At 51.4% G+C, this 21,510-nt stretch carries 24 protein-coding genes and 1 riboswitch; of the genes, 15 read left to right on the top strand and 9 right to left on the bottom strand.

The features are described 5' to 3' along the window. Nucleotides 1-56: 56 nt before the first annotated feature. Nucleotides 57-782 (bottom strand): hypothetical protein, encoded by a 726-nt coding sequence (locus NH461_RS17895; protein ID WP_261603968.1) that lies wholly within the window; start codon nucleotides 780-782, stop codon nucleotides 57-59. 542 nt (nucleotides 783-1,324) lie between these two features. Between NH461_RS17895 and NH461_RS17890 the strand changes: the two genes are divergently transcribed. Further along, nucleotides 1,325-2,173, top strand: coding sequence for a lipase family protein (locus NH461_RS17890; protein WP_261603967.1), 849 nt, complete (start codon nucleotides 1,325-1,327; stop codon nucleotides 2,171-2,173). A 16-nt stretch (nucleotides 2,174-2,189) separates the two neighbouring features. Here NH461_RS17890 and NH461_RS17885 read toward each other — a convergent pair whose 3' ends face one another. Further along, nucleotides 2,190-2,978 (bottom strand): LytR/AlgR family response regulator transcription factor, encoded by a 789-nt coding sequence (locus NH461_RS17885; RefSeq protein ID WP_261603966.1) that lies wholly within the window; start codon nucleotides 2,976-2,978, stop codon nucleotides 2,190-2,192. Continuing rightward, on the bottom strand, nucleotides 2,975-4,018 hold the full coding sequence (locus tag NH461_RS17880) for a sensor histidine kinase (protein WP_261603965.1): 1,044 nt from the start codon (nucleotides 4,016-4,018) through the stop codon (nucleotides 2,975-2,977). The genes NH461_RS17885 and NH461_RS17880 overlap by 4 nt, the downstream gene beginning before the upstream one ends. A gap of 269 nt (nucleotides 4,019-4,287) precedes the next feature. Between NH461_RS17880 and NH461_RS17875 the strand changes: the two genes are divergently transcribed. After that, nucleotides 4,288-4,824, top strand: a complete 537-nt coding sequence (locus NH461_RS17875; protein ID WP_261603964.1) for a hypothetical protein — start codon at nucleotides 4,288-4,290, stop codon at nucleotides 4,822-4,824. Nucleotides 4,825-4,917: 93 nt separating this feature from the next. Here NH461_RS17875 and NH461_RS17870 read toward each other — a convergent pair whose 3' ends face one another. Next, nucleotides 4,918-6,099, bottom strand: a complete 1,182-nt coding sequence (locus NH461_RS17870) for an aromatic amino acid transaminase (RefSeq protein ID WP_261603963.1) — start codon at nucleotides 6,097-6,099, stop codon at nucleotides 4,918-4,920. A 250-nt stretch (nucleotides 6,100-6,349) separates the two neighbouring features. Here NH461_RS17870 and NH461_RS17865 point away from each other — a divergent pair, with 250 nt between their 5' ends. Beyond that, complete coding sequence (locus NH461_RS17865) at nucleotides 6,350-6,661, top strand: DUF3081 domain-containing protein (RefSeq protein ID WP_261603962.1); 312 nt, start codon at nucleotides 6,350-6,352, stop codon at nucleotides 6,659-6,661. Nucleotides 6,662-7,005: 344 nt separating this feature from the next. Then, nucleotides 7,006-7,173 (top strand): hypothetical protein, encoded by a 168-nt coding sequence (locus tag NH461_RS17860; RefSeq protein ID WP_261603961.1) that lies wholly within the window; start codon nucleotides 7,006-7,008, stop codon nucleotides 7,171-7,173. 50 nt (nucleotides 7,174-7,223) lie between these two features. Here the strand turns inward: NH461_RS17860 and NH461_RS17855 are convergent, their stop codons facing one another. Continuing rightward, nucleotides 7,224-7,622: a VOC family protein gene (locus tag NH461_RS17855; RefSeq protein ID WP_410000128.1), complete on the bottom strand. Its 399-nt coding sequence runs from the start codon at nucleotides 7,620-7,622 to the stop codon at nucleotides 7,224-7,226. 432 nt (nucleotides 7,623-8,054) lie between these two features. Between NH461_RS17855 and NH461_RS17850 the strand changes: the two genes are divergently transcribed. The 4 genes from NH461_RS17850 to NH461_RS17835 all read left to right on the top strand — a co-directional run bounded on the left by NH461_RS17850 (nucleotide 8,055) and on the right by NH461_RS17835 (nucleotide 10,676). Next, entirely contained in the window at nucleotides 8,055-8,966 is a 912-nt protein-coding gene (locus NH461_RS17850; protein ID WP_261603959.1) for a DUF368 domain-containing protein, read from the top strand. A gap of 114 nt (nucleotides 8,967-9,080) precedes the next feature. Further along, complete coding sequence (locus NH461_RS17845; protein ID WP_261603958.1) at nucleotides 9,081-9,593, top strand: hypothetical protein; 513 nt, start codon at nucleotides 9,081-9,083, stop codon at nucleotides 9,591-9,593. Then, nucleotides 9,590-10,186, top strand: coding sequence for an SCO family protein (locus NH461_RS17840; RefSeq protein ID WP_261603957.1), 597 nt, complete (start codon nucleotides 9,590-9,592; stop codon nucleotides 10,184-10,186). Before NH461_RS17845 ends, NH461_RS17840 begins: the two co-directional genes overlap by 4 nt. 226 nt (nucleotides 10,187-10,412) lie before the next feature. Beyond that, the gene (locus tag NH461_RS17835; protein WP_036821101.1) at nucleotides 10,413-10,676 is read left to right on the top strand and encodes an Lpp/OprI family alanine-zipper lipoprotein; all 264 of its coding nucleotides are present in this window, start codon (nucleotides 10,413-10,415) and stop codon (nucleotides 10,674-10,676) included. Between the two features lie 281 nt (nucleotides 10,677-10,957). Here NH461_RS17835 and NH461_RS17830 read toward each other — a convergent pair whose 3' ends face one another. Together NH461_RS17830 and NH461_RS17825 are read right to left on the bottom strand one after the other, a co-directional pair. Then, complete coding sequence (locus NH461_RS17830) at nucleotides 10,958-12,289, bottom strand: S1 family peptidase (protein ID WP_261603956.1); 1,332 nt, start codon at nucleotides 12,287-12,289, stop codon at nucleotides 10,958-10,960. A 275-nt stretch (nucleotides 12,290-12,564) separates the two neighbouring features. Beyond that, entirely contained in the window at nucleotides 12,565-13,077 is a 513-nt protein-coding gene (locus NH461_RS17825; protein ID WP_261603955.1) for a hypothetical protein, read from the bottom strand. Between the two features lie 242 nt (nucleotides 13,078-13,319). On the opposite strand from NH461_RS17825, the gene NH461_RS17820 reads away from it, so the two are divergent. After that, nucleotides 13,320-13,892, top strand: coding sequence for a PhnA domain-containing protein (locus NH461_RS17820; RefSeq protein ID WP_261603954.1), 573 nt, complete (start codon nucleotides 13,320-13,322; stop codon nucleotides 13,890-13,892). A gap of 119 nt (nucleotides 13,893-14,011) precedes the next feature. Here the strand turns inward: NH461_RS17820 and NH461_RS17815 are convergent, their stop codons facing one another. Beyond that, nucleotides 14,012-14,668 carry a GNAT family N-acetyltransferase gene (locus tag NH461_RS17815; RefSeq protein ID WP_261603953.1) on the bottom strand — a complete coding sequence of 219 codons (657 nt, stop codon included), beginning with the start codon at nucleotides 14,666-14,668 and terminating at the stop codon, nucleotides 14,012-14,014. 270 nt (nucleotides 14,669-14,938) lie between these two features. Here NH461_RS17815 and NH461_RS17810 point away from each other — a divergent pair, with 270 nt between their 5' ends. Beyond that, on the top strand, nucleotides 14,939-16,534 hold the full coding sequence (locus tag NH461_RS17810) for an FAD-binding oxidoreductase (RefSeq protein WP_261603952.1): 1,596 nt from the start codon (nucleotides 14,939-14,941) through the stop codon (nucleotides 16,532-16,534). 52 nt (nucleotides 16,535-16,586) lie between these two features. On the opposite strand, the gene NH461_RS17805 is transcribed toward NH461_RS17810, so the two are convergent. Further along, nucleotides 16,587-16,937 carry a VOC family protein gene (locus NH461_RS17805; protein WP_261604575.1) on the bottom strand — a complete coding sequence of 117 codons (351 nt, stop codon included), beginning with the start codon at nucleotides 16,935-16,937 and terminating at the stop codon, nucleotides 16,587-16,589. A 266-nt stretch (nucleotides 16,938-17,203) separates the two neighbouring features. Continuing rightward, nucleotides 17,204-17,301, top strand: a riboswitch (TPP riboswitch). 69 nt (nucleotides 17,302-17,370) lie between these two features. On the opposite strand from NH461_RS17805, the gene thiD reads away from it, so the two are divergent. Genes thiD through tenA form a run of 5 tightly spaced genes read left to right on the top strand, consistent with a single transcriptional unit; the run spans nucleotide 17,371 to nucleotide 21,490 of the window. After that, a complete protein-coding gene (gene thiD, locus NH461_RS17800) occupies nucleotides 17,371-18,216 on the top strand; it encodes a bifunctional hydroxymethylpyrimidine kinase/phosphomethylpyrimidine kinase (protein WP_261603951.1) in 846 nt (281 codons plus the stop codon). Continuing rightward, entirely contained in the window at nucleotides 18,216-18,989 is a 774-nt protein-coding gene (locus NH461_RS17795; RefSeq protein WP_261604574.1) for an ABC transporter ATP-binding protein, read from the top strand. Before thiD ends, NH461_RS17795 begins: the two co-directional genes overlap by 1 nt. A 28-nt stretch (nucleotides 18,990-19,017) precedes the next feature. Next, complete coding sequence (locus tag NH461_RS17790; protein WP_410000137.1) at nucleotides 19,018-19,830, top strand: ABC transporter permease; 813 nt, start codon at nucleotides 19,018-19,020, stop codon at nucleotides 19,828-19,830. Between the two features lie 27 nt (nucleotides 19,831-19,857). Continuing rightward, nucleotides 19,858-20,799, top strand: coding sequence for an ABC transporter substrate-binding protein (locus NH461_RS17785; RefSeq protein WP_261603950.1), 942 nt, complete (start codon nucleotides 19,858-19,860; stop codon nucleotides 20,797-20,799). 25 nt (nucleotides 20,800-20,824) lie between these two features. After that, nucleotides 20,825-21,490, top strand: a complete 666-nt coding sequence (gene tenA, locus NH461_RS17780) for a thiaminase II (protein WP_261603949.1) — start codon at nucleotides 20,825-20,827, stop codon at nucleotides 21,488-21,490. The last annotated feature ends 20 nt before the right edge of the window (nucleotides 21,491-21,510 follow it).

Below are 21,510 nucleotides of genomic sequence, written 5' to 3'. Positions count from 1 at the left end.
GGTAAAAAAAAGCGCCCTGTGAGCGAGGCGCTATAAGAGAAATGAAAGCGTGAGAATTATGGCGCGTACTGCGATGATTGCGCCACCTGTTGCTCAAGCGTCTCTAGTTGTTGTTTTAAGCTCTCTGTTTCAGCGAGCAATTTTTCTTTTTCTGCCTTCAACCCCGCCAACTGCTGTTCGCTTTGAGAGGCCTGTTGATCGTATCTTTCTTGTATCGTATTCAGTTCTTCTTTTAATACAGCGTGCTCCGCCAGGCTCGCTTCCAGTTCTGCTTTCACCTTCCGCTGGGCCCGCTGCGCCGTGTTCTTTGCTTTGGTCGCTTTATCCGCTTCTGCCTTCACCTGCTCATGTTGCGCATCTTTCACTGACAACGCTTCTGCAAGGGCCGATTTCTCCTGATTGAATTGCTTTTGCATCCGCGACAGCAATTGTTCCTGTTTGCTCAGTTCATCCTGAAGCGCAGACTCTTTGGGAGATCCCAGCCCCACTGCCGCGCGCCACTGATTCGTTGCAGAGCGGGTCAGGTTATCCAACAGGTCAAACGGAAAACATAGCTGAGGCTCAGATGTTTTCTGTTGCCGTTTTACCCCCTGATCCAGTGCTTCGAGCACGGTCAGGGTGTGTTGGTGAGTCCCTTTGATCGACTCTCTGGCATGCGCCACCATGACACCTTCGAGCTGCTTGGCTGACTGAAACACCCATTGGGTTTGAAAATGAAAATAGTCTTCGGGTTTCAGTGGCATCCAGTTCAAGTACGGTTTGCTGTTCGGGTTACTGCTCATTCAAGATCTCCCTGAAAAGTGTTTAAAACGCTACATGAAAAATAGACTAAGAATATGTACAAAGCGTAAATTTTTACGGCACATTCTCGACTGGCTAAATTTCATATTGAGCAATAACAATGTAGCAAGAACAACCTATTACCGAATGACGAACTCATGTCAGAATGGTGACAAGACCATGAACCTTCAATTCCGGTGCCCCCTCCAAACCTTTCATATCCTATCGACTGTCTCCCCGGTACGCCATCGAACGCCAGACTTAGCAACGACATCAGGCGCATCTCGGGCGATATCCTATGCCCTGCAGGTCAGGGCATAGGCAGAGACACTTTGCCAACTGATATTGTTTTATTTTCAGTCGCTTAGATTATCCATTTGTCGAAAAATGTAAAGTGTCATGCGATAAATGGTGAATTATCCAGATGAAAGGAATATACGGTGATAAATGACATATTAGAAAACCTGACCCGCATCTCAGTTGTCATCAATTTGCTATTTAGGGCCGCTAAGCTGAATTCAATATTCACGACGCCCCCAATGGAATGAAGCCACTAAAACGCTATCAATATGAACGATATGCCATTCTTTGCAAGCTTGCCTATCCGCCGACGTTCGATCATACCATTTATGGTTTCAGTGCCGACGGGCGATATGAGATCACGGACCGCTGGGGCAGAACCATCATTCGGGTGCTTTGGGGAGAAAAGAACGAAGTCGTGGTGGTTTTCAAAGGTTCGCAAAACCTCTGGGATTGGCTGCTCAATATGGCTTGCCTGCCCAAACAGCAAATAAAACACCAACGCCGCTACTACATTCACTGGGGTTACCATTTCTTACTGTCACAAAAAAGCAAGCGTCACCGCCCGTACCAGGCACCGCCCGATCTGTTTGAATCACAGTGTATCGAGCTGAGTCAGGCCAGTGATCAACCACAGTTCGGGGATTTATCGGTTTATCAGCATATCGAAAAAATCATCACGCCGCTGATTGCCGCCGGTAAGAAAGTCACCTTCACCGGCCACTCTTCCGGTGGTGCCATGGCGATCCTGGTTGCGGATCGCCTGTCTGCCAGTCACCCGGATGCGATCAAGCGTGTGGTCACCTTCGGACAACCTGCCGCCGGGTTAAGAAGCTTTAAACGTCACTATCAGCTCAACCATTGCACATACCGGATCTGTTGTGACTTAGATATCGTGACGTTCTTACCACCCATCCCCTTTATGTACTGGCATGTAGGCAAGCTTCTCTGGCTGCATGAAGGCCGGATCTACGAGAACTCTCCCACCCCTTACCGGCTGTATAAGTCCCTGATCAGTTGGCTTCTTCGCCCTGTCACTTATCATTACATGCGAAAGTACATCCGGAACAAAGACTTTTTTGATAAGCACTAACCTGATTCGACCGGGGTTACATCTGCTTGAATAACCCCTGGGCATTCCGGCTGACGGCAAGTTTTCCGTGGCCGCCGGCCAGGTAGACAAACATTTTCCCGGTAAAGTCACGCTTCACCCGTTCAATCGCTTCCACCCGGACAATTGTTGCACGGTGGATCTGCCAAAACATATCCGGGTCCAGTTGTTTAATCAGCTCTTTAAGTGGCATACGAATGATGTATTCCCCTTCGCATGTATACACACTGACATACTTATCTTCAGCCCTGAGGTAAATGACATCATCAACGGAAACCAAACTGATTTCATCCCCCTTACTGGCCCTGATCCAGCGTAACCATGGGTTCATCGGTGACTGCATTTTCTGCATCAGACGCTCAATGGATGCAATGGCACCAGCCGTGCTCTGCCCTTGTCCGGCATGACATAACCGAACCTGGTTTTTCAGTCGTTCACACGTTTGAATCAGACGTTTGTCATGCAAAGGTTTCAGCAGGTAATCGAACGCGTGTGCCTCAAACGCTTGCACCGCGTATTCATCATATGCGGTGATGAACACGATGACCGGTACCATCTCCATTTCCTTCAGAGCTCTGGCAACGGCAATTCCGTCGATACCGGGCATCCGAATATCAAGAAACACCACATCCGGCTGCAAAGCATGGATCTTCGCCAATGCAGCCGCACCGTCCGACTCGCTGGCAACCACATCCAATTCAGGCCAGACGTCGCCCAGTACAGATTTCAAATGATGGCGCAGCAATGGTTCATCATCGGCGATCAGTGCGGTTAAGGCTTGGGTCATCGTCCATCTCCGGGAATCAGTTCAATTTTACTAATCACACCGCCACGCTCAGATGAGGCGATAGATAACGATGCCTGGGGACCATACAACGCTTTCAGACGCTGGCGAATATTATCCAAACTCAACCCGTTTCCTTTATGAAGAGATTTTCCGCCCAGTCCGGCCCCATCATCTTCAACGCGAATCTGTAACCGTCCTTCCACGCCAGACAAGGACACGACGACTTCCCCGCCAGCCGGACAAGGCTCGATACCATGACAAACCGCATTTTCAACCAACGGTTGCAACAGGTGTGGCGGGATATGCCAGCAGGTATCGACGTCAGGCGCAACAACAAACCGATACCGAAGCCGCTCGCCCAACCGAATGGATTGGATCTCCAGGTAGGCTTCCAGCAATTCAATCTCATCTTCCAGCTTGATCTGATCACAGCGACTTTTTTTGAGACTGATGCGGAGCAGTTCAGTAAATCGCAGTAACAAGGACTGCGCTTTCTTGGGATCGGCATCGATCAACACCTGGAGGTTTGCCAGGGTGTTGAACAGAAAATGAGGTTCGATCTGGCTTTGCAGCACTTTCAGCTGACTGACCACCAGCGCCTTTTCATGTTCAGCCTGAACCAGTTGTACCTGGCGCAACTGATGCTTATACAGCAAGGCTTTCTCACGGCAGTAGAAGAAATAATAAATACAGCTGGAAAAAAACAGCGCGAAGGAGACCAAAGACAGGACTTCCGCAACTTCCCCCTGACGTTGGAGCCAAACAAGCCATAACAGGGCATGTAAAGTGCCCAGCATGATCGTCACAGTAATGACGACCACAGAATGGGTCAAAGCCCGCCACATCGGAAAATAGGTACGGACAAAAAGGCTGATTAAGTTACAGACCGTGCCATAGCCCAGCGCGATGATCAGGTGGTCATTATAATCCCCCCCTTTCAAGGAATAGGTAATACAGGCTATCCCGATGCATAACACCAGGCTGATGACCAAATCCCAGGTTGTAAATCTGTATCTTTCCTTGCGCTGGATGGCCGCCACACAGACTCCTGCAACATTTTATGAAATCGGTTGATTATATAGAGCTCCCTATCGGGAGTAAAACCTCACCGCCCCCTGGTTCGACTTTTCAGTAGCGATGCAACAGAAATTAGAGACTCATCAAACGATTAACTTCTGGCTCCTGAATCATTGACGATAGCCTGAATGTTAAAAAATCAGCTAAAAAATGGTCAATCAACCCGGGTTTAATACCTTCCGGAGCCAAGATAGGGTATGGTGGAATGAAACGCGGATAATGAACAGAAAATATGCAGTCACAGATTGAACAGCTGATTAACTCGAAAAATCAATGGATGGCCAGCCATATCACAGAGGCCGAATTTCCGACCCCGCAGAGTCAGGAAGGGCTGACAATCTATCAGGCGCAGCAAGCGACGGGTTCCTACCAGTTGATGACCGATCGTGACGACACGCCTTTATCCCTACTGTCCATTTATCCTGTCGACTGCCACCCGCTAACGATCCGCTTCTCGATGATCAGAGCCAGCCAGTGGTCTGATGCGCATGAGCAAGAAGCCGTCATTGAGTATCTGACACAAATCATGCTGGAAGCGGATAGCCCGGCGCAGCTGTTCGTCGGCTTTTATCAAGGGAAACCAGCAGCCACGGGCATGATCTTCAACGGCCAGGAGGCACTGTCCGCACTGGCACTCATCAGTGACGTTTGTGCACGACCAGGTGCAAACCATTCGGCGCTCATTGCCGAAATGACCCGATTTTTGGCACATCAAATTGATGAGCAGCAACGCCAGCCCATCCTGCACGCACCACACTCGCCTGACTGAAGTCATCCGTTCGTCCCCATCACCAGTGACCGGGCGAAAACCAATCAAAAAGGGAGCCAATTTGGCTCCCCTCTTGCAACAACTGGTGCTCAATTATTGTGACACGGTCACTAACGCGTGCGCCAGGTAGTCAAGCTGCTGCTCGCGCAAACCGGCAATATTAATTCGACCATCACCAACCGCGTAAATGGCAAACTCATCACGGAGCCGCGCAATTTGCTCGGGGCTCAGTCCGGTCACAGAGAACATCCCTTTATGTTGATCAATAAAATTAAACGCATCTGTGCCTTGTGCACGAACCGCCTGGGTCAGGCCCGCACGTAAACTCACCAAACGGGCCTGCATCTGTGAGAGCTCTTCACGCCAGGTCGCCGTCAGCGCATCATCGGTAAGAATGGTGGCGACCAAGGCTGCACCATGATCCGGCGGCATGGTATAGGTTGAACGCGCAAGATTCAAAATACGCCCTTTCGCTTTCTGGGCCTCTTTTAAACTATCGCTGATCACAATGGCAGCTCCGGTCCGTTCACGGTAAAGGCCGAAGTTTTTCGAACAAGAGGTCGCGACCACCATCTCTTCTGTGTGGTCGGCCATATATTTTAAGCCCGCAGCATCTTGCTCGAGACCATCCCCAAATCCCTGATAGGCAATATCTACAAACGGCATAAAGCCATTTTTGTTGGCCAGGGCTGTGATCGCCTGCCAGTCTTCAAATGCAATATCGGCACCGGTTGGGTTGTGGCAACATCCGTGCAGCAGCACCACATCTTTTGGCCCGGCCTTTGCCAGCGCGGCCAACATGGCTTCGCGGTTCACCTGTTTGGTCACGCGATCAAAATACGGATAAAACTTCACCTTCAAACCCGCAGCTTCCATGACCGGCTTGTGGTTGACATAGCTGGGATCGGAAATCCACACCGTCGTCTCCGGTTGCGCCAGGCGCATTAAATCAGCCAACATCCGTAAAGCCCCGCTGGCCCCGGGGGTTTGCACCCCTGCTGCACGTTGATGCGCTGATGTGTCGGTCAACAGCAAATCCATCATCGCCTGGTTAAAGGTCTCATTCCCTGCCAAGCCGACATAGGCCTTGGTCGTCTGGGTCTCTACCACCTTCTGCTGTGCCTGTTGAACTGCCTGCATGATCGGCGTTTCACCCTGGCTGTTGCGATAAACCCCGATCCCTAAATCCATTTTCTCCGCTCGCGCATCTTCTCGATAAGCGATAGAAAGGGACAAAATAGGATCCAATTGTGCTTCAGTAAGCTGCTTAAACATGAGTTAAGTTCCATTTAGTGGCTCTGCATCAGTTCAAATTATCACTTCACTCACAAAAGATCACGATGAAATCATGATATTTATCAAAGCTTTTTTTAGCTTTACACGCTTACTCAACTGACCTGCCAGAACTTTCTTGATCTCCGTTAACCTTCCGTCACCTTAACTTGCAGTCGCTGGTCAACAGCCTAAATTTATGAATGAAACTGCAGTTTTGTTTTCCAGATAGTCCAATCCGGTGGAGGCAACAATGAAAAACAAAGTCGACGTACGTATCCTGTTGAGCGTGTACGAAAAAATAAAAACACAAGGTACCCCGACGGAGCATGGCGCGCAGCTCGAAGGCATTACCTGCACCGAGAGCCAGGATGGTTACTACATCAATTTATCGGACAGTCATGTGAGTCTGGATATCAACTTTCACAATACTTATCATTTTCACACCATGAATGAAGATCCTGAATCCGTGATTAATCAAACCACCACGGAATTTCATAACAACAATGAAGCGCAGATTGAAGAGTTCTTGCAAAAGTTGATGGACCTGGATCAGCGTTATTAACTCACCCGTCATCGGCAAATTTCAGCCGGTGCTCACCTCAGCATGCCTTCACCGCGGCTGACCGAATCAGGCCGGCCGCATAGGTACGCCCATAATGTGTATAAATATCACCCAAATGATGTGGAATTGACATTCCTCTTACGAATCAACTCAGCCATTTTACAGATTCCTGACAAGAAGCTAGCAGCAAATCAATAAGCTGGATGGTGTGAGTACGACTGATCATTTATTCAAAAACCAAATCAAAGAACATTCAGTCCATATTCATACACACGGGTTTATGGTCAGTGATCACACGATGGCCCTGAGCCACCGATCGATATCGCATGATTGAGGAAGAGGCCATGCATACTGAACAACTCAGCACAACAGAGCTTGATTTTGCCATCGCGGCACTGGGTGAGTGTTATCGAAGACTAGACGCGGCAGACATCACCGCCAAAGAGCTTTCACAGGAAGGCTTTGCGCTGATGTTCAAATCAGCTTACGCAGACATTACCAAACAGCATTGATGCTCAAACATGAAAGCTCAGGCATAACCTGAGCTTTATCTTTTTTCTAATCAGCTTTCCCAATCCCGGTTCTGCAGGACCACGCGATAACCATCGACATCTTCAAACGTCTTGCCGACACGTTCCCAATACGGGTTATTGGATTCGACAACGGTAAAACCCGCATCGATCATCCCGCGACAGGCACGTTCCCAGACACGACTACAGTCGAGATAAAACACCAGTAAGTTATCCTGCGTTGGGGCACGACCGGCCGTTACACCATGCTGCTGAACAAACTCGATATGGTAAGCATGTCTGGAATGCCCCAACACCACCCCATCGTAACCATCCAGGTCTTTAAACTGTTTCAACATCTCAAAGCCAAGCGCCTTGCTATACATTTCAGTCAGTTGAGATAGGTTATCGGTTGGTCTGACAACACGGAGTGTCGCGTCTCTCGGTATCATAGCCGTATTATCCTTTGAATATCTTTCACACATTTGTTCCCGGCCAATGGACTCGCTTTACCGATGTATACGAAAAGCAACCGGGGTACAACTAAACAACCAGCACAGTTACCAGTTGAATATGACCGCATACTCTCACAGCTAATCCCGACACCGTCAAGTCATTAGATAAATTTATCGAAAAAATATGACCTAGCTTCCCGCTTACCCTTCTTATCCCACAACAGCAGTGCCCTCGGCTCCAATGTTCCAGGGACTCACATTCCAAAGTGCGCTTTCATCGCGTCTGGGGCCCAGTACGCGGGCAGACGGACCAACTTGGCCTGAATTCATGGTTTTCCGCAAGACTTACCGTTAATTTTCACTCTATTTTGTACGGCAACACGTTATAATGGCGGACTATTCTGGATTCAAAGCATATAACGGAAAACCATGAGCAAAGTTTTAACCTTTTTCAAAGGGATGGCCATGGGCGCTGCTGATGTCGTGCCTGGTGTCTCTGGCGGTACCATTGCATTCATTACCGGCATCTATGACACATTACTGGAGAGTATTCGTCGGATTAACCCAAGTTTGATTGGCATCTGGCGCCAACAAGGCTTCAAAGCCGCATTCGAGCATATCAATGGGTTGTTCCTGATCGTGCTGCTGTCCGGCATCCTGACCAGTATTTTCACCCTGGCACGGGTGATTACCTGGATGCTTCATACCCACCCGATTCCGCTCTGGTCATTCTTCTTCGGTCTGATCCTGGTCTCCGTCAATCATATGTTTAAGCAAGTTTCCCAGTGGAAAGCCAATCGTTTTGTGGCGATCCTGATGGGGGCTTTATTTGCTTACAGCATTACCGTGCTGCACCCGCTGAGCCTTGAACCGACACATCTCAACATTCTGCTGGCCGGCGCCATCGCAATTTGTGCCATGATCCTCCCGGGTATTTCCGGTAGTTTTATCCTGTTGCTCCTTGGCATGTACGGACCGATCCTAACCGCGGCCAAATCCGTTGATATTGCCACACTCGGCACCTTTGCGATGGGCTGTGTGATTGGTTTGCTCAGCTTTTCCCACTTGTTGTCCTGGGTACTACGTCATTACCGTGATTTGGCCCTGACCTTCCTGACCGGCCTGATGATTGGCACTCTGAGCAAGATCTGGCCCTGGAAAGAAACCCTCACCTGGCGGACCAACTCAAGCGGTGAACAAGTACCGCTGTTGGAGCAAAACCTATCACCTTTGAATTTTGAGCAGCTCACCGGTGAGCCGGCCCTCATCGGCTATGCAATCGCAGCCATGCTCCTGGGTATCGGCCTGGTCTGGGCGCTGGAAAAAGTCGCCGAAGACTAATTAAGCCCCGGCAATCATAGTTGCCACAACGGACAAGCACCGTTGTGGCAACCGCTGCCAAAACATCCACCATGCTCGCACCATCACAAAACGTCGGCCCCAGGCGTCCGCTTGATGCCAAAAGTGGTAAACTCCGGAAATTACTTTCTTTACCAACGATTTGTAACCATGTCGCAGTTCAAAAAGTGGACCCCGGGCGTGACGGTGGCTCTCGCCGCTGTGATCGGTTGGGGGGCGTTTCAGTTTTCAGGTTCCGGCCAGAATCTTTTCACCCAAGCCGACTTACACGATTTCTGCTCACTCAGCACCCAAGCCTGTCAACAGCAAACGGCCAGTGTCCAACTCGCCAGCGATGTCATCAGGCCGATGCAAGAAACTGAAATCCGGGTGAATTGGCCAACCCTCCCTGCAGATACCGAAACCTTGGTGCTCTCTCTCAAAGGGCACGAAATGATGATGGGCATCTATCAGCTACACTTATCCCGGAATGCCGCGGGGGAGTATAGCGGCCAATTGATGCTGCCATTTTGTACTGAAGATGAAATGACCTGGCGCGGTGAAATCACGCCGCAATCAGCTTCGGGTCAACTGACGCCGCTTCATGTTTCTTTAAGGATGATCAAATGAAATTTCAGTGGATTATATTAGCCCTGGCACTCGTTGCCGGTTTAGTGACCCGCTTCGTTGTTGACGCACAACAAGAAACCGCCACAACTGCAGTATCCCCTGCTGCCTCCGGAGTCCTGGAAAGCGGTAAAGATGCCCTTGATCTGTTTAATCCTGCCGATCCACGACTGCGCGTGGTTTACTTTGGTTATACCCATTGTCCGGATGTCTGCCCGACTTCACTGGCCGTTATGTCGGCGGCACTCAAGAAGCTCGATACCGACACACGCAAACAGCTTTGGCCGGTTTTCATCACCTTGGATCCTGAACGAGATACACCGGAAAAAAGTGCCCAATATGCACAATACTTCCACCAAGACATTATCGGGATGACCGGCACCGCTGAGCAAACCAAAGCACTGGCGCAAAAATACGGCGTGCTGTATATGCGTACCGAACTCAAAGACTCTGCTCTAGAATATGCCGTCGACCACAGCTCTTACTTCTACCTGTTACAGCCGGACGGCACCCTGGTCGATAAAGTTCAACACACCCTGAATCCGGAAATCTTAGTTGACGCCATCAGCAGCAATTTGACCGTATCCGGTTCCTGAACATGCCTACAGTTGTATTGCCGCATGGTAAAGAACTGATCCCAGTTCAAATTCACAGGTCCCGGAAGAATGCCTGCTACGGCGGGTTTTCTCGATAATGAGAGAGATTTTTTTCCGTTAAATAGGTGAAGAAGAAGAAATTTGAGCAACATATGCCATACTAATTCTGCCGACTGAATACTTTAACACTCGGTCTGTAGTGGCAAACAAAGGAGAAGAAAGAAAAATGAACCGTTCATTATCTATCCTTACCGGTATTATTCTGAGTGCGACACTCATTGGTTGTTCAAGCTCAGATGAAGTTGATCAAATGCAGCAACTCACCAATAAAGTCGATATGCTCTCTGATCAAGTTGGTGCGTTGCAAAGTCAGCAAGACCAAATGGCAGGTGCTGTTAATGATGCACGTGCTGCTTCTGACGCAGCGTATCAAGAAGCAATGCGTGCGAACCAGCGTATTGATAATATCGCGAGTTCTTACAGCAAATAATCAGAAAGTGGCGCTCCCGGCGCCACTCCTTTTTTGAGGCCGCCTTTCCCTTCGTACCAAACCTGCAATCTCATGAACCGCTCCTGAAAATTCCGCCTTCCTCACTCGGGTTCCATTCCAATAATTCCGGAGAAATTGCACCAAACTCAGCAGAAATGCCGGTAATTTACACAACTTGGTGGGTAGTCAATCTCCCTGAAATTACATACTTTTTCACCACTTGCAGACTTGACTTTGCCGAAGCCAGCACGGTTGTTAGCCTGCCGCCATTTCCCACAGAGTTATTCACAGCTTTTGTGGATAAGCGCTTTATCCCCAGGCCGCCAAGCTCGCGCCCTCCAAATTCGGTATAGCATCAGGGCCAACAAACCCATCAGGATTTGCCAGCTCAAACTCCCGGCATCCGCGCCACTTAAACTGCAGTTGGTGTGAGCAATTGCATCTTCATCGACAGCGGCATTGCATCTCGACAGATCGACTGTTTCCTGATCTTTGGGCACGTTATCGGGTGTCGTTCCGCCACCACTGGTGCCGCCATCCCCGGTATCTCCTGAACCAGTACCTGAATTCGGGGAGTCTGAGATGATATCCGGTGCCGTGATCGGATGCTCTGGCAAGCGGCCGACCTGCTGTGTAATCCAGTCATAATAAGTCCCAACCCGGGTATAGAAGCTTGGGCGGGCCAACGAACCACAAGTCAATTTGCCCACCGGGCCACCGCTCACAATGCCCAACTGATACCAATCCCCGAGTTGATCCTGCGCTCTTAAAGGCCCGCCACTATCCCCTTTACAAGAATCCGCACCATGCTCCAGCGAACTCCCCTCTGCATCACGAATGACCTCCGGGGGCAAAGTGCACAGCTTGGTTCGGTTCAATGGGCTGTCCAAAATGAAGTTCCATTCATTGCCCAGCTCTAATCGTTGGAAGCACTCGTCCATCGGAACAAAAGATAAATCCGTTTTCAGCAACCGATCGGACATACCTGTGCCATCCGTCTGCGTTGAGCCCCAGCCAGAGACCCTGGTGTTTTTTGGTCGAGCAGCATCTGACCATTGCTGACCCAACACCAAATCAAGTTCATCTGCTTTATTGCTGTCAGCCAGACGCACTACTGGAATGGTGGAGGCAAATTCCCGTCCGACCCGAAGTAACGCGACATCATTGTTCAGCGCCGTGCTGAGTACATCCACGGTCTGAGTACCATCAGAATTCTGCACGATTTTCAGCACGGGGTTGGGCGTATAACCCGGATGCACCACAACATGAGTGATCGTATATAAGGTCCCGGGATCTTCCACCGGCGCGTAGTTGGAGCCGACCATCACATTCAACGCGCTGGGAGGGACGACCTGAAACACGCCGTCTTCCACTTCATGTACAACACAGTGTGCTGCTGTCAGCACCCAACGGCGATCGATCACGGTTGCACCACATAAATGGCTTAACTGATTCGGCGCTAAACGGAGGGAGGCCATCCACCCGTAATTTTCAGAGGGTAAAACCGGATCCCCCCCGACAACATACCCGCCTACCGGCGCCGCGGTCACCATCCCTGCGGGTAATAGTGTGCTCGCGGCTAGGGCAACAGCACATATATTCTTTCTCAGCACGATTAAACTCCTGACTCAACGGGCGCAACTGAACTTCCCCGGAAAGTGATAGCTTCTGGGAGTCAGAAATTGCTTATAAAGTCAGAACGTTAGCAGTATTCATTCCTGCCGGGTACAGTGATGAAAATGGTATGCGAGGCGATTCGAAGTTTGCTCGATAACCGCTGAAATACAATGGATGCTTGAGGTGAAGTGGGTAGAAAAAACCGGCCAGTGATCCTGGCCGACTCAATTTTACTGCGCTGACTGCAATCGTGATGACAGTCAACGTCTGATTAACTTTGCGGAGTTGGCAGTTGGCTACAGGTGATTTGGTCGTAGTCAATATCAACATACAGCCCGCCGACATCAGCAGCCAGAGTCGGATAAAACCCGGCATCACTGGCCGTTTTCACCTTATCGAGATCGATGGTATAAACCGACAAGCCCAACATATCGATTTGCTCAGGTAAACAGCTGGCGCCAGTGCCGCTATCCCCACTTTCGAAGCACAGTTCCCCGGTGATATTAATGCGACCACAGGTTTCCCCTTCAATATTAATACCGAGGTTTGCCAACGCCGCTTCCGGGTTAACGACCGCCGGAATTTTATCCTGCGAAGTATTGGTCATCGCCGAGGCAATCGCATCCACCCGGTAGTACCCAGGGCTCACCGTTCCCATTTGGGAAGCAACACGTGCTCCGGTGATTGTAAAAACCTTTGTATTTCCCTCTGCGAGATCTTTAAGATCCTCTTCATTACACCCGGCCAAAGCCAAAACAGATAAAAGATAAACAGCCTTTTTCATCATCATTCCTTGGTTATATTGTCATTGTGATAAGGCGGGATTGATTGTAGAGCTTTCTCTCGTCGATGCCAGTCTCCTCCATAAATCTAGCATTTTTTTGCCAACACAATCTCAAAATAGGAGAATTCTTAGACTGAATATTGTCAATAAACCCGGCTTTCCCGCTTGCTAGCGCCGGATTTCTTTTCTTCTGGAAAAATGCTGGCATAATATCGCCACATTAAATCTACGGACAATTCCTTATGACAATTGAAACTATTGTGAAAGAACGTGCTGGTCACAAATGTGAACTGTGCTCATCAGAAGAGAATCTGAGCATGTATGAAGTACCGGCATCACCAGATTCAACAGCGGCCAGCTGTGTCCTGGTGTGTGGAACTTGCCGTGGACAGATTGAAGACGCAGATACCATGGATCAGAACCATTGGCGCTGCCTGAATGAAAGCATGTGGAGTGAAGTACCGGCCGTTCAGGTCATGGCTTACCGCATGCTCAAGCGCCTGTCCGGTGAAACCTGGGCGCAGGACCTGCTGGACATGCTGTATATGGAAGAAGACATGATCGAGTGGGCAGAAAAAGGTATCGCACTCGAAGCGCTGGACGCCGTACAAACCCTGGATGTAAACGGCACACCACTACAAGCTGGTGACAATGTCACAATCATCAAAGATCTGCCGGTGAAAGGCTCGAGCCTGGTGATTAAGCAAGGAACAGCGGTACGTGGCATTCGCCTGACCGACAACCCACTGCACATCTCGGGCAAAGCTGCCGGAACCAACATGGTGATCATCGCGGCTTACTGTAAAAAGATGTAAGCCACTCGATGGCTCATTCACAGTGGCTTATTTCACCGTAAGTCATCGGCAAAACAGGCGCTTTTATGCGCCTGTTTTTTAAAAGGCCAGCAACCTCCTGCTCTCGCAACATTGAATCCTCATCCTTGTTCAGAAACGTCACGGCACCCGTCAACATGCGGGAAAGGAGGAATGAGACGGCGAATCGTCGCTTCATCCAAATGCGCCCCGGCGCTTTCAATAAACTCATCTAAATCTAACGTTTTAGCCATGAGCGTCAGATCGATTGCCGTATTCGGTCGTGGTGCAAAATCACACAAACTTTTCATGCCCAGCCGCTGGTAAAAGCGCCGATGCTTCTTACTTGATCCGCACACCAGCGCCGTTCGTCCAAAACGCTCATCAAGCGTGTAGATACAACAGAATAGCGCCAAAGGTGCCAGGGAAGCTAAACCCCGAACATCCGGTAGTACTGCCAAACGACCCATCTCAACAATCGTATCGTACTCCTGTTCTAACAAAGCGAATTCCGGCTCGAAACCGCCTTTACACGGCACCTGTGTCCACCCTATCGGTCGGTGTAAAACACTCGCACGAACGGTAGCAACCGGCTTGGTGCCTTCTTTCAGTAGAAATGTAAAGTTATTCGGTTCCGCATCAAACGGATCCGTAAACAAGCCGGATGTGCACAGTGGGTTATAACCAACAGTGGTATAGGCCTGATAACGTATGTTATAGGCTGTGATTTTTTCTTCTTCCGTCACACAGAGCTGCGTGGTTAGCTTATCCAGTTCCATAAATTGTCCGACGACCTTCACGATATCAGGCGACTTGCCGGTCCTGCTTGCTGTAAAACACGCCTCTACCCTACGCCGAACCCAGACGCCAATTAAGTGATTTATGGTCATTCGAATGTTTTTTTGTGCATTTATTCAATCAGGTTCACATAACATTACCCTCACCGCTGTCGATGACGTGTTTTTTTTGCACAATATAAATCTAACACTCTGTTTTAGCAGCCTTATTGATGAGGTAACTGTCGGTAAGCACCCGTAGGATAAAGGGATATGGAACTACGCACAGTATTAAGTAATATTTTCGCGGCTTCGCAAATCTCGCAGGATCCCGAAACACTGCACGAGTATAGTCTGGCTCTCAATGGGAGTCTCTGTACCCCGTCAGCCGTTGTATGGCCCGAGCAGGAATCTGAGCTCATCGCCATCGTTGAGGCTGCCAATCAACATCGATTCACCATTCACCCGGTCGCACAAGGGAAGAACTGGGGCTACGGCACCGCACAAGGAACGCATCCCCAGCAAGTCATTGTCAATCTCAGCCGCTTGTCCCAAGTCCTCGAAATCAATGATGCGCAAGCCTATGTTCGGATCCAACCGGGGATCACGCAATCGCAGCTCTTCACGGCCCTGCAAAATACCAGCAGCTCCTTACAAATGGACATTACCGCTGCCGGGTTACATACCAGCATGGTCGGCAACATTCTGGAGCGCGGATTCGGACACACCGATTACTCGGACCGTTTCGGCCATGTGCAATCCATGCGGGTACTCCTGCCAACCGGCAAGATCATTACGACAGGGATGGGGATGTTTGAACACAGTGTTGCACAACATCTCTACCCCTACGGCGCCGGGCCGGTCCTGCAGGGATTATTCAGCCAGTCAAACTTGGGGATTGTGCTCGAAATGACGCTGGCACTTCAGCCGAAACCGGCCTATCAGGCCACCGTTTTCGCTTTGTGTCCGGAAGAAGATGATGCGCCCGACATGGTCGCCACCATCGGCAAGCTGAAACTGGAAGGTGTGATCACCAGTGGCGTCCATACGGTCAGCATGACCCGAGCCATGGGTGAACAAGCCCGACAGGCACCAGGTGCCTGGATCCTCACCACCTCCCTGGCCGGGCCGAAAGGCGTGGTGAAAGCCCGGTATAAACACGTCAAGCAAACCCTAAAACAGCAGATCCCGGGTGCAAAGATTCTGTTTCTTGATGATTTTCGCTGGCGAATGCTGTGCAAAATCAATCGATACTTAAAATCCCCGATGATCGATAGCCTGAAACTGGTGCTGGATCTCAAGCTGGGCGTTCCGTCCGATGCGGCCATCCAGACCCTGCTCGATCATCCGGCGGCCAGTTCCGCAATGAAGACCTCGGAATTTCCGGCGAATTTTCGCTGGATCTGTGCGGTGAGCAGCCATGCTCGACAGGATATCTCCGAGATGCTCAGTATCTGCCGTCGGCTGTTCCGTGAATATGGCTATGAAGAGCGCTACAGCATGACCAATGTCAGCGAACGTGCCGTCGTTCTGATTGCCAATATTCGATTCGGCAAATCCGAGCCGGAAATTGAAAAAGCAACCCGTTTCCACCAGGCCATCGATGCAGCCCTGTTATCCGCCGGGTTCTGCCCATACCGCAGCGGTTCCGGGCTGTTTGATACGATCAAACCATTCGTGCGAAAAGAGAACCTTGCCCTTCTGGCCACGCTCAAGCAAAGCCTGGATCCCAACAACATCCTGTCGCCGGATAAGTACTTGCTTACGCAGCCTGACGCCACGAAGGGGCCTGGAGTCGCTGAAGCAGTTAAAGCCCCTGCTCCCCCTGAAACAACGAAAGCGCTTGAAACGTCATCTGAGCCGGGTTGATCTCCGGATCACGATTAATGCGCGAATTTCCCGCCGTTATGGCGGGAAACCATTATTGATCTGACCACACCGCCAACTCATTGCCACTGGGTTCAAAAAACTGAAAACGCCGTCCGCCCGGGAATTCAAAAATCGGCTTCACAATCTGGCCGCCGGCCGCTTCAACCTTGGCTTGGGTTTGTTCAAGATGGGCGCTATACAGCACGATCAGCGCAGCGCCTTGCTGCGTCGTTGATTTGAGCGGGGCACGATAAAAACCGCCATCCAGTCCTTGATTGGAAAATGCCGTGTAATCTTCACCGTAGTCGGTGAACGCCCAGCCGAAAGCCTGCTGGAAAAACTGCTTCGTTGCTTCCAGATCGGCCGCCGGAAACTCAACATAGTTAATCTTGTCCTGATGCATCTGACTCATGATATGTCCCTAACTGTGTGATGTTGTCTGTTACTTCGTACGACCATTCAACCCGATTCATGTTCAACCCAATTTATGCTCAAGCTTATTTTTTCTCAACCCTATTTTTCTCAACCACAGACCACTGCGGTGCAAAGTTCAGCGCTTGGTCAGAATAATTCCTTTTTCGGTTTGCTCTGCTGTGAAAAACAAGGGTAGAATACATCCGCTTCTGGCACGAAAAATTGCGTGCCCAGTATAAAGAATCAACAATTTAGGTAAGTTAGTCGGGGAGCCATAGGCTGAGACCACTTCGGTGGGACCCGTTGAACCTGATCCATTTAATAATGGCGTAGGGAACTAGCAACCGTGTCTCGCCCCTGCCCGCGCTCTATCGGGCAATCCCGGACACCTGCTACCCTGCGCGATATCGTTAGGGGTAGATATGGCCGTTCAATCAGCAGCTCAATCAACAACACCAATTACGTTAACCATTGCCGGTTCTGACAGTGGCGGTGGCGCCGGTATTCAAGCAGACATCAAAGCAATCTCAGCCACCGGCGGATACGCTTGCTCTGTCATTTCCGCCCTGACCGCACAAAATACCCAAGGCGTGACCGGGATCTTCAATATTTCCCCGGAATTTGTTGCCGAGCAGCTGGATACGGTATTCAGTGATCTGGATGTCAAAGCGGTAAAAATCGGCATGCTCAGTGACGCCGCCATCATTCAGACCGTGGCGGATAAACTTTGCCAGTACCAGCCTCAGTTTCTGGTCGTTGACCCGGTCATGGTTGCAACCAGCGGCGATCTGCTGCTCCAACGGGATGCGATTGAAACCCTGAAATCAACCCTGTTGCCACTGGCAGATGTGATCACCCCGAATCTGCCGGAGGCCGCCGCGCTGCTGAATACAGATATTCCTCAGACCGAAGTCGAGATGGCGCAGCTGGTCGAAGCTCTGCGCGGGTTGGGTGCCGGATCCGTTCTGCTCAAAGGGGGCCACCTATCCCAAACACAAGAAAGCACCGATTTACTGATCAGCGCCGAACAGGTGATCCGCTTCAGTCACCCACGGATTGACACCCACAACACTCACGGAACCGGCTGCACCTTATCCGCAGCCATCGCCTCCTTCCTGGCCCAGGGTTATGCACTGAACGACGCCGTTCAACATGCCAAAACCTATATCACCGAAGCCATCCGCCATGCTGATGAACTGCAAATCGGCGCCGGACACGGCCCGGTTCACCACTTCTTTCACGGGCACTACCAGCCGGAGCGTGCATGATGTTATCGCCAGCAGTCGGGGGGCACCCACCCCCGGTTCAGGTCAGCCTGAATCATGCCTCGCTTCGTTACCGGGATGCAGCGACCGCCGTTTTCGATGATCTAAACCTGACCTTACCGGCCGGACAATGGACTTGCCTGTTGGGTAAAAGCGGCTGTGGAAAAACCACGCTGCTGCGTCACCTGGCCGGACTGAGTGGAGATGCGGTGCTCTGGCAGGGACAGTTGCTCACATCGGATGAGCAACCATTGCAAGACCGCGTCGCCTATATGGCCCAGCAGGATCTGTTACTGCCGTGGCTGTCCGTGCTGGACAACGTCTGCCTCAGCCAGCGGCTGGGTTCAGGCGCCACAACACCGGATGCAACCCGGGCGATGTCGTTGCTGGCGGCCGTCGGTCTGGCAGATTTCCATGCAGTCAGACCGGATCAGCTCTCCGGGGGGATGCGCCAGCGTGTGGCCCTGGCTCGGACCCTGATGCAGGACAAGCCACTGGTCCTGATGGACGAGCCCTTTTCCGCGCTCGACGCTGTCACCCGCCACAAACTACAGAGCCTGGCCGCCGAGTTATTGCAGGATCGTACCGTGCTGTTAATCACCCATGATCCACAGGAAGCCCTGCGGCTGGCACATCACATCTACCTGATGTCCGGTAGCCCGGCACAGCTGGCCCGATTGGCTGTCCCGCAATCCGTGCCGCCGCGATCATTTGACGCGCAAATGGCGGCCCACCAGCAGATGATTATTGACCAACTGGAGCGTGACTATGGCTGACAGCCTTCCTCAGGACACCCTCGAGCCCATGACCAAACGGCCATTGCAGCCGTTTCAGCCGCCTGCGGCGTCGGCCCGGACGATCAGCCGAAGCGGGTTTTCCCGAAAAGTACTGCGGGTACTCATCAGCTTCGGGGTGATTATCAGTCTCTGGCAGGCTGCCGTGATGCTGTTTTCACTGCCACCTTTTATCCTGCCGGGACCGGTTGCAGTGCTAAACAAGCTAGTCACCCGGTTTGATGTGCTCTGGCACCACACCCTGGTCACCAGCACCGAGGTATTACTCGGCCTGTTACTGGGGTTAGCGATGGGGCTGTTTTTCGCCCTGCAAATGTTGCTGTTTGCCCCGTTGCGCCGCTGGCTGCTGCCGATCTTGATCACCAGCCAGGCCATTCCGGTCTTTGCGATTGCGCCGATCCTGATGCTATGGCTCGGTTACGGCATTGCCTCGAAAGTCGTGATGGCCGCCCTGATCATCTTTTTCCCCGTCACCACTTGTTGTTACGACGGGTTGCGGCAAACGCCGACCGGCTATCTGGATCTGGCCCGCACCATGGGTGCCACGCGCTGGCAGCTGCTGTGGCAGATCCGCCTGCCTGCCGCCCTGCCGGCACTGGCTTCGGGTATTCGGGTTGCTGTGGTGGTGGCCCCAATCGGCGCAGTCATCGGCGAATGGGTGGGTTCGAGCGAAGGGCTGGGCTATCTGATGCTGCAAGCCAACGCCCGCATGTTCGTCGATGAGATGTTTGCCGCCCTGTTCATCCTGGCATTCTTCTCCATCAGTTTTTACTTCATTGCCGACGGCCTGCTGAAAAAAGCCATTCCGTGGCAAAACCAATAACACAGATAACATCAACAGGAAATTCATATGAAAAAGCAGTTACTTCAAAGCGTTGCCGCGATCTCCTTATCGCTGGCATCGTTCCAGGCAGCCGCTGAAAAGGTCACCTTAATGCTCGACTGGTTCGTCAATCCCAACCACGGCCCGATTATTCTGGCCCAGGAAAAAGGCTGGTTTGCTGAGCAGGGACTGGAAGTGGTGATTCAGGAGCCGGCTGATCCCAGCATTCCGGATAAACTGGTTGCTGCCGGGAAAATTGATTTGGCCGTGTCCTATCAAAGTACGCTGATCTCCAGCATCGCAGCTGAACTGCCATTGGTCCGCTCGGCCACCCTCATTTCCGGCCCGCTGAACTCATTGATTGTGCTGGATAAATCCGGCATTCGCAGCCTCGCCGATTTGAAAGGCAAAAAAATCGGCGTGGCAATCGGCGGCAGTGAAGATGCCACGATCGGCACCATGCTTGCTTCAGATCAGGTCTCGATGGATTCCGTCAAAATCATCAATGTTGGCTGGGCACTCTCCTCCTCGCTGGCATCAGGCAAAGTCGATGCAATTTGGGGCGGCCTGCGTAACTTCGAGCTGAACCAGCTAGAACTGGAAGGCTATGAAGCCACCGCGTTCTATCCGGAAGAACATGGCGTCCCGCCGTATGACGAGCTGATCTTTGTGGCCAATAAACACAAATACAATCCGGAAACCATCAACAAGTTCAACAAAGCGATTGAAAAAGCAACCGTGTACCTGATCAATCACCCTGAGAAAGCCTGGCAGGAATTTGTCGCCTACGCGCCGGACACCCTCAATAACGATCTCAACCGTCGGGCCTGGGAAGATACGCTGACCCGTTTTGCTCTGCGTCCGGGTGCCGTTGAGCTTAAGCGTTATGACGACTATGCCGCCTTCATGAAGCAGCACAAGATCATTCACACGCTCCCGCAAGCTAAAGATTACGTCCTGACCTACTAATCACATGACATCAAGGAACACACCGATGAATCACAAAGACCTGATCAACGCCTGTCGGGACGACTGGCAGGACTATATCGAGCACCCGTTTGTCCAGCAGCTGGCCTCGGGCGAGCTGAATAAGCATGCCTACCTGCACTACCTGAAGCAGGACTTTTTGTTTCTTAAACACTACGCGCGCGCATTTGCCCTGGCCATTTTCAAGTCCCGGACACTGGAAGAAATGCGGGAGCCGCTGCCAAGCCTGGCCGCCCTGCTGGATACGGAAATGAACCACCATGTGGAATACTGCGGCCAATGGGGCCTGACCGAGTCCGATATGGAAGCGGAACCGGAAGATTTCGGTACTGTAAGCTATACCCGTTATGTCCTGGATACCGGGATGGCCGGCGATCGGGTCGATTTGTTCGCCGCGCTGGCCCCTTGCGCTATTGGTTACGCCGTGATCGGGCATCAGCTCATCCAGCGTGAAACCACACGTCTGGAGGGGAACCCGTACCGCAGTTGGATTGAACTCTACAGTGGCGACGAATTCCAGGTCGGAACCCAGGAAACCATCGCGCGGCTGGATCGTATGTTGGCTGAAATTCCACTGAGCAGTACGCGCGGACAGCGACTGTGTGACATTTTCCGCACCGCCACCCGAATGGAAGTCGCGTTCTGGCAGCAAGGGATGAATGCCGCCCGCTAGCATCACCAGCGCCACTTGTC

The sequence above is a fragment of the Photobacterium sp. TY1-4 genome, from assembly GCF_025398175.1.
Classification (GTDB): domain Bacteria; phylum Pseudomonadota; class Gammaproteobacteria; order Enterobacterales; family Vibrionaceae; genus Photobacterium.
This window is presented reverse-complemented; position numbering and strand designations above follow the sequence as displayed.

Bases quoted from the DNA above. Each gene is read 5' to 3' on its own strand.
- NH461_RS17895 (WP_261603968.1), bottom strand. From the start codon at position 782: ATGAGCAGTAACCCGAACAGCAAACCGTACTTGAACTGGATGCCACTG.
- NH461_RS17890 (WP_261603967.1), top strand. From the start codon at position 1,325: ATGAAGCCACTAAAACGCTATCAATATGAACGATATGCCATTCTTTGC.
- NH461_RS17885 (WP_261603966.1), bottom strand. From the start codon at position 2,978: ATGACCCAAGCCTTAACCGCACTGATCGCCGATGATGAACCATTGCTG.
- NH461_RS17875 (WP_261603964.1), top strand. From the start codon at position 4,288: ATGCAGTCACAGATTGAACAGCTGATTAACTCGAAAAATCAATGGATG.
- NH461_RS17870 (WP_261603963.1), bottom strand. From the start codon at position 6,099: ATGTTTAAGCAGCTTACTGAAGCACAATTGGATCCTATTTTGTCCCTT.
- NH461_RS17865 (WP_261603962.1), top strand. From the start codon at position 6,350: ATGAAAAACAAAGTCGACGTACGTATCCTGTTGAGCGTGTACGAAAAA.
- NH461_RS17860 (WP_261603961.1), top strand. From the start codon at position 7,006: ATGCATACTGAACAACTCAGCACAACAGAGCTTGATTTTGCCATCGCG.
- NH461_RS17855 (WP_410000128.1), bottom strand. From the start codon at position 7,622: ATGATACCGAGAGACGCGACACTCCGTGTTGTCAGACCAACCGATAAC.
- NH461_RS17850 (WP_261603959.1), top strand. From the start codon at position 8,055: ATGAGCAAAGTTTTAACCTTTTTCAAAGGGATGGCCATGGGCGCTGCT.
- NH461_RS17845 (WP_261603958.1), top strand. From the start codon at position 9,081: ATGCCAAAAGTGGTAAACTCCGGAAATTACTTTCTTTACCAACGATTT.
- NH461_RS17840 (WP_261603957.1), top strand. From the start codon at position 9,590: ATGAAATTTCAGTGGATTATATTAGCCCTGGCACTCGTTGCCGGTTTA.
- NH461_RS17835 (WP_036821101.1), top strand. From the start codon at position 10,413: ATGAACCGTTCATTATCTATCCTTACCGGTATTATTCTGAGTGCGACA.
- NH461_RS17825 (WP_261603955.1), bottom strand. From the start codon at position 13,077: ATGAAAAAGGCTGTTTATCTTTTATCTGTTTTGGCTTTGGCCGGGTGT.
- NH461_RS17820 (WP_261603954.1), top strand. From the start codon at position 13,320: ATGACAATTGAAACTATTGTGAAAGAACGTGCTGGTCACAAATGTGAA.
- NH461_RS17815 (WP_261603953.1), bottom strand. From the start codon at position 14,668: ATGGAACTGGATAAGCTAACCACGCAGCTCTGTGTGACGGAAGAAGAA.
- NH461_RS17810 (WP_261603952.1), top strand. From the start codon at position 14,939: ATGGAACTACGCACAGTATTAAGTAATATTTTCGCGGCTTCGCAAATC.
- NH461_RS17805 (WP_261604575.1), bottom strand. From the start codon at position 16,937: ATGCATCAGGACAAGATTAACTATGTTGAGTTTCCGGCGGCCGATCTG.
- thiD (WP_261603951.1), top strand. From the start codon at position 17,371: ATGGCCGTTCAATCAGCAGCTCAATCAACAACACCAATTACGTTAACC.
- NH461_RS17795 (WP_261604574.1), top strand. From the start codon at position 18,216: ATGTTATCGCCAGCAGTCGGGGGGCACCCACCCCCGGTTCAGGTCAGC.
- NH461_RS17790 (WP_410000137.1), top strand. From the start codon at position 19,018: ATGACCAAACGGCCATTGCAGCCGTTTCAGCCGCCTGCGGCGTCGGCC.
- NH461_RS17785 (WP_261603950.1), top strand. From the start codon at position 19,858: ATGAAAAAGCAGTTACTTCAAAGCGTTGCCGCGATCTCCTTATCGCTG.
- tenA (WP_261603949.1), top strand. From the start codon at position 20,825: ATGAATCACAAAGACCTGATCAACGCCTGTCGGGACGACTGGCAGGAC.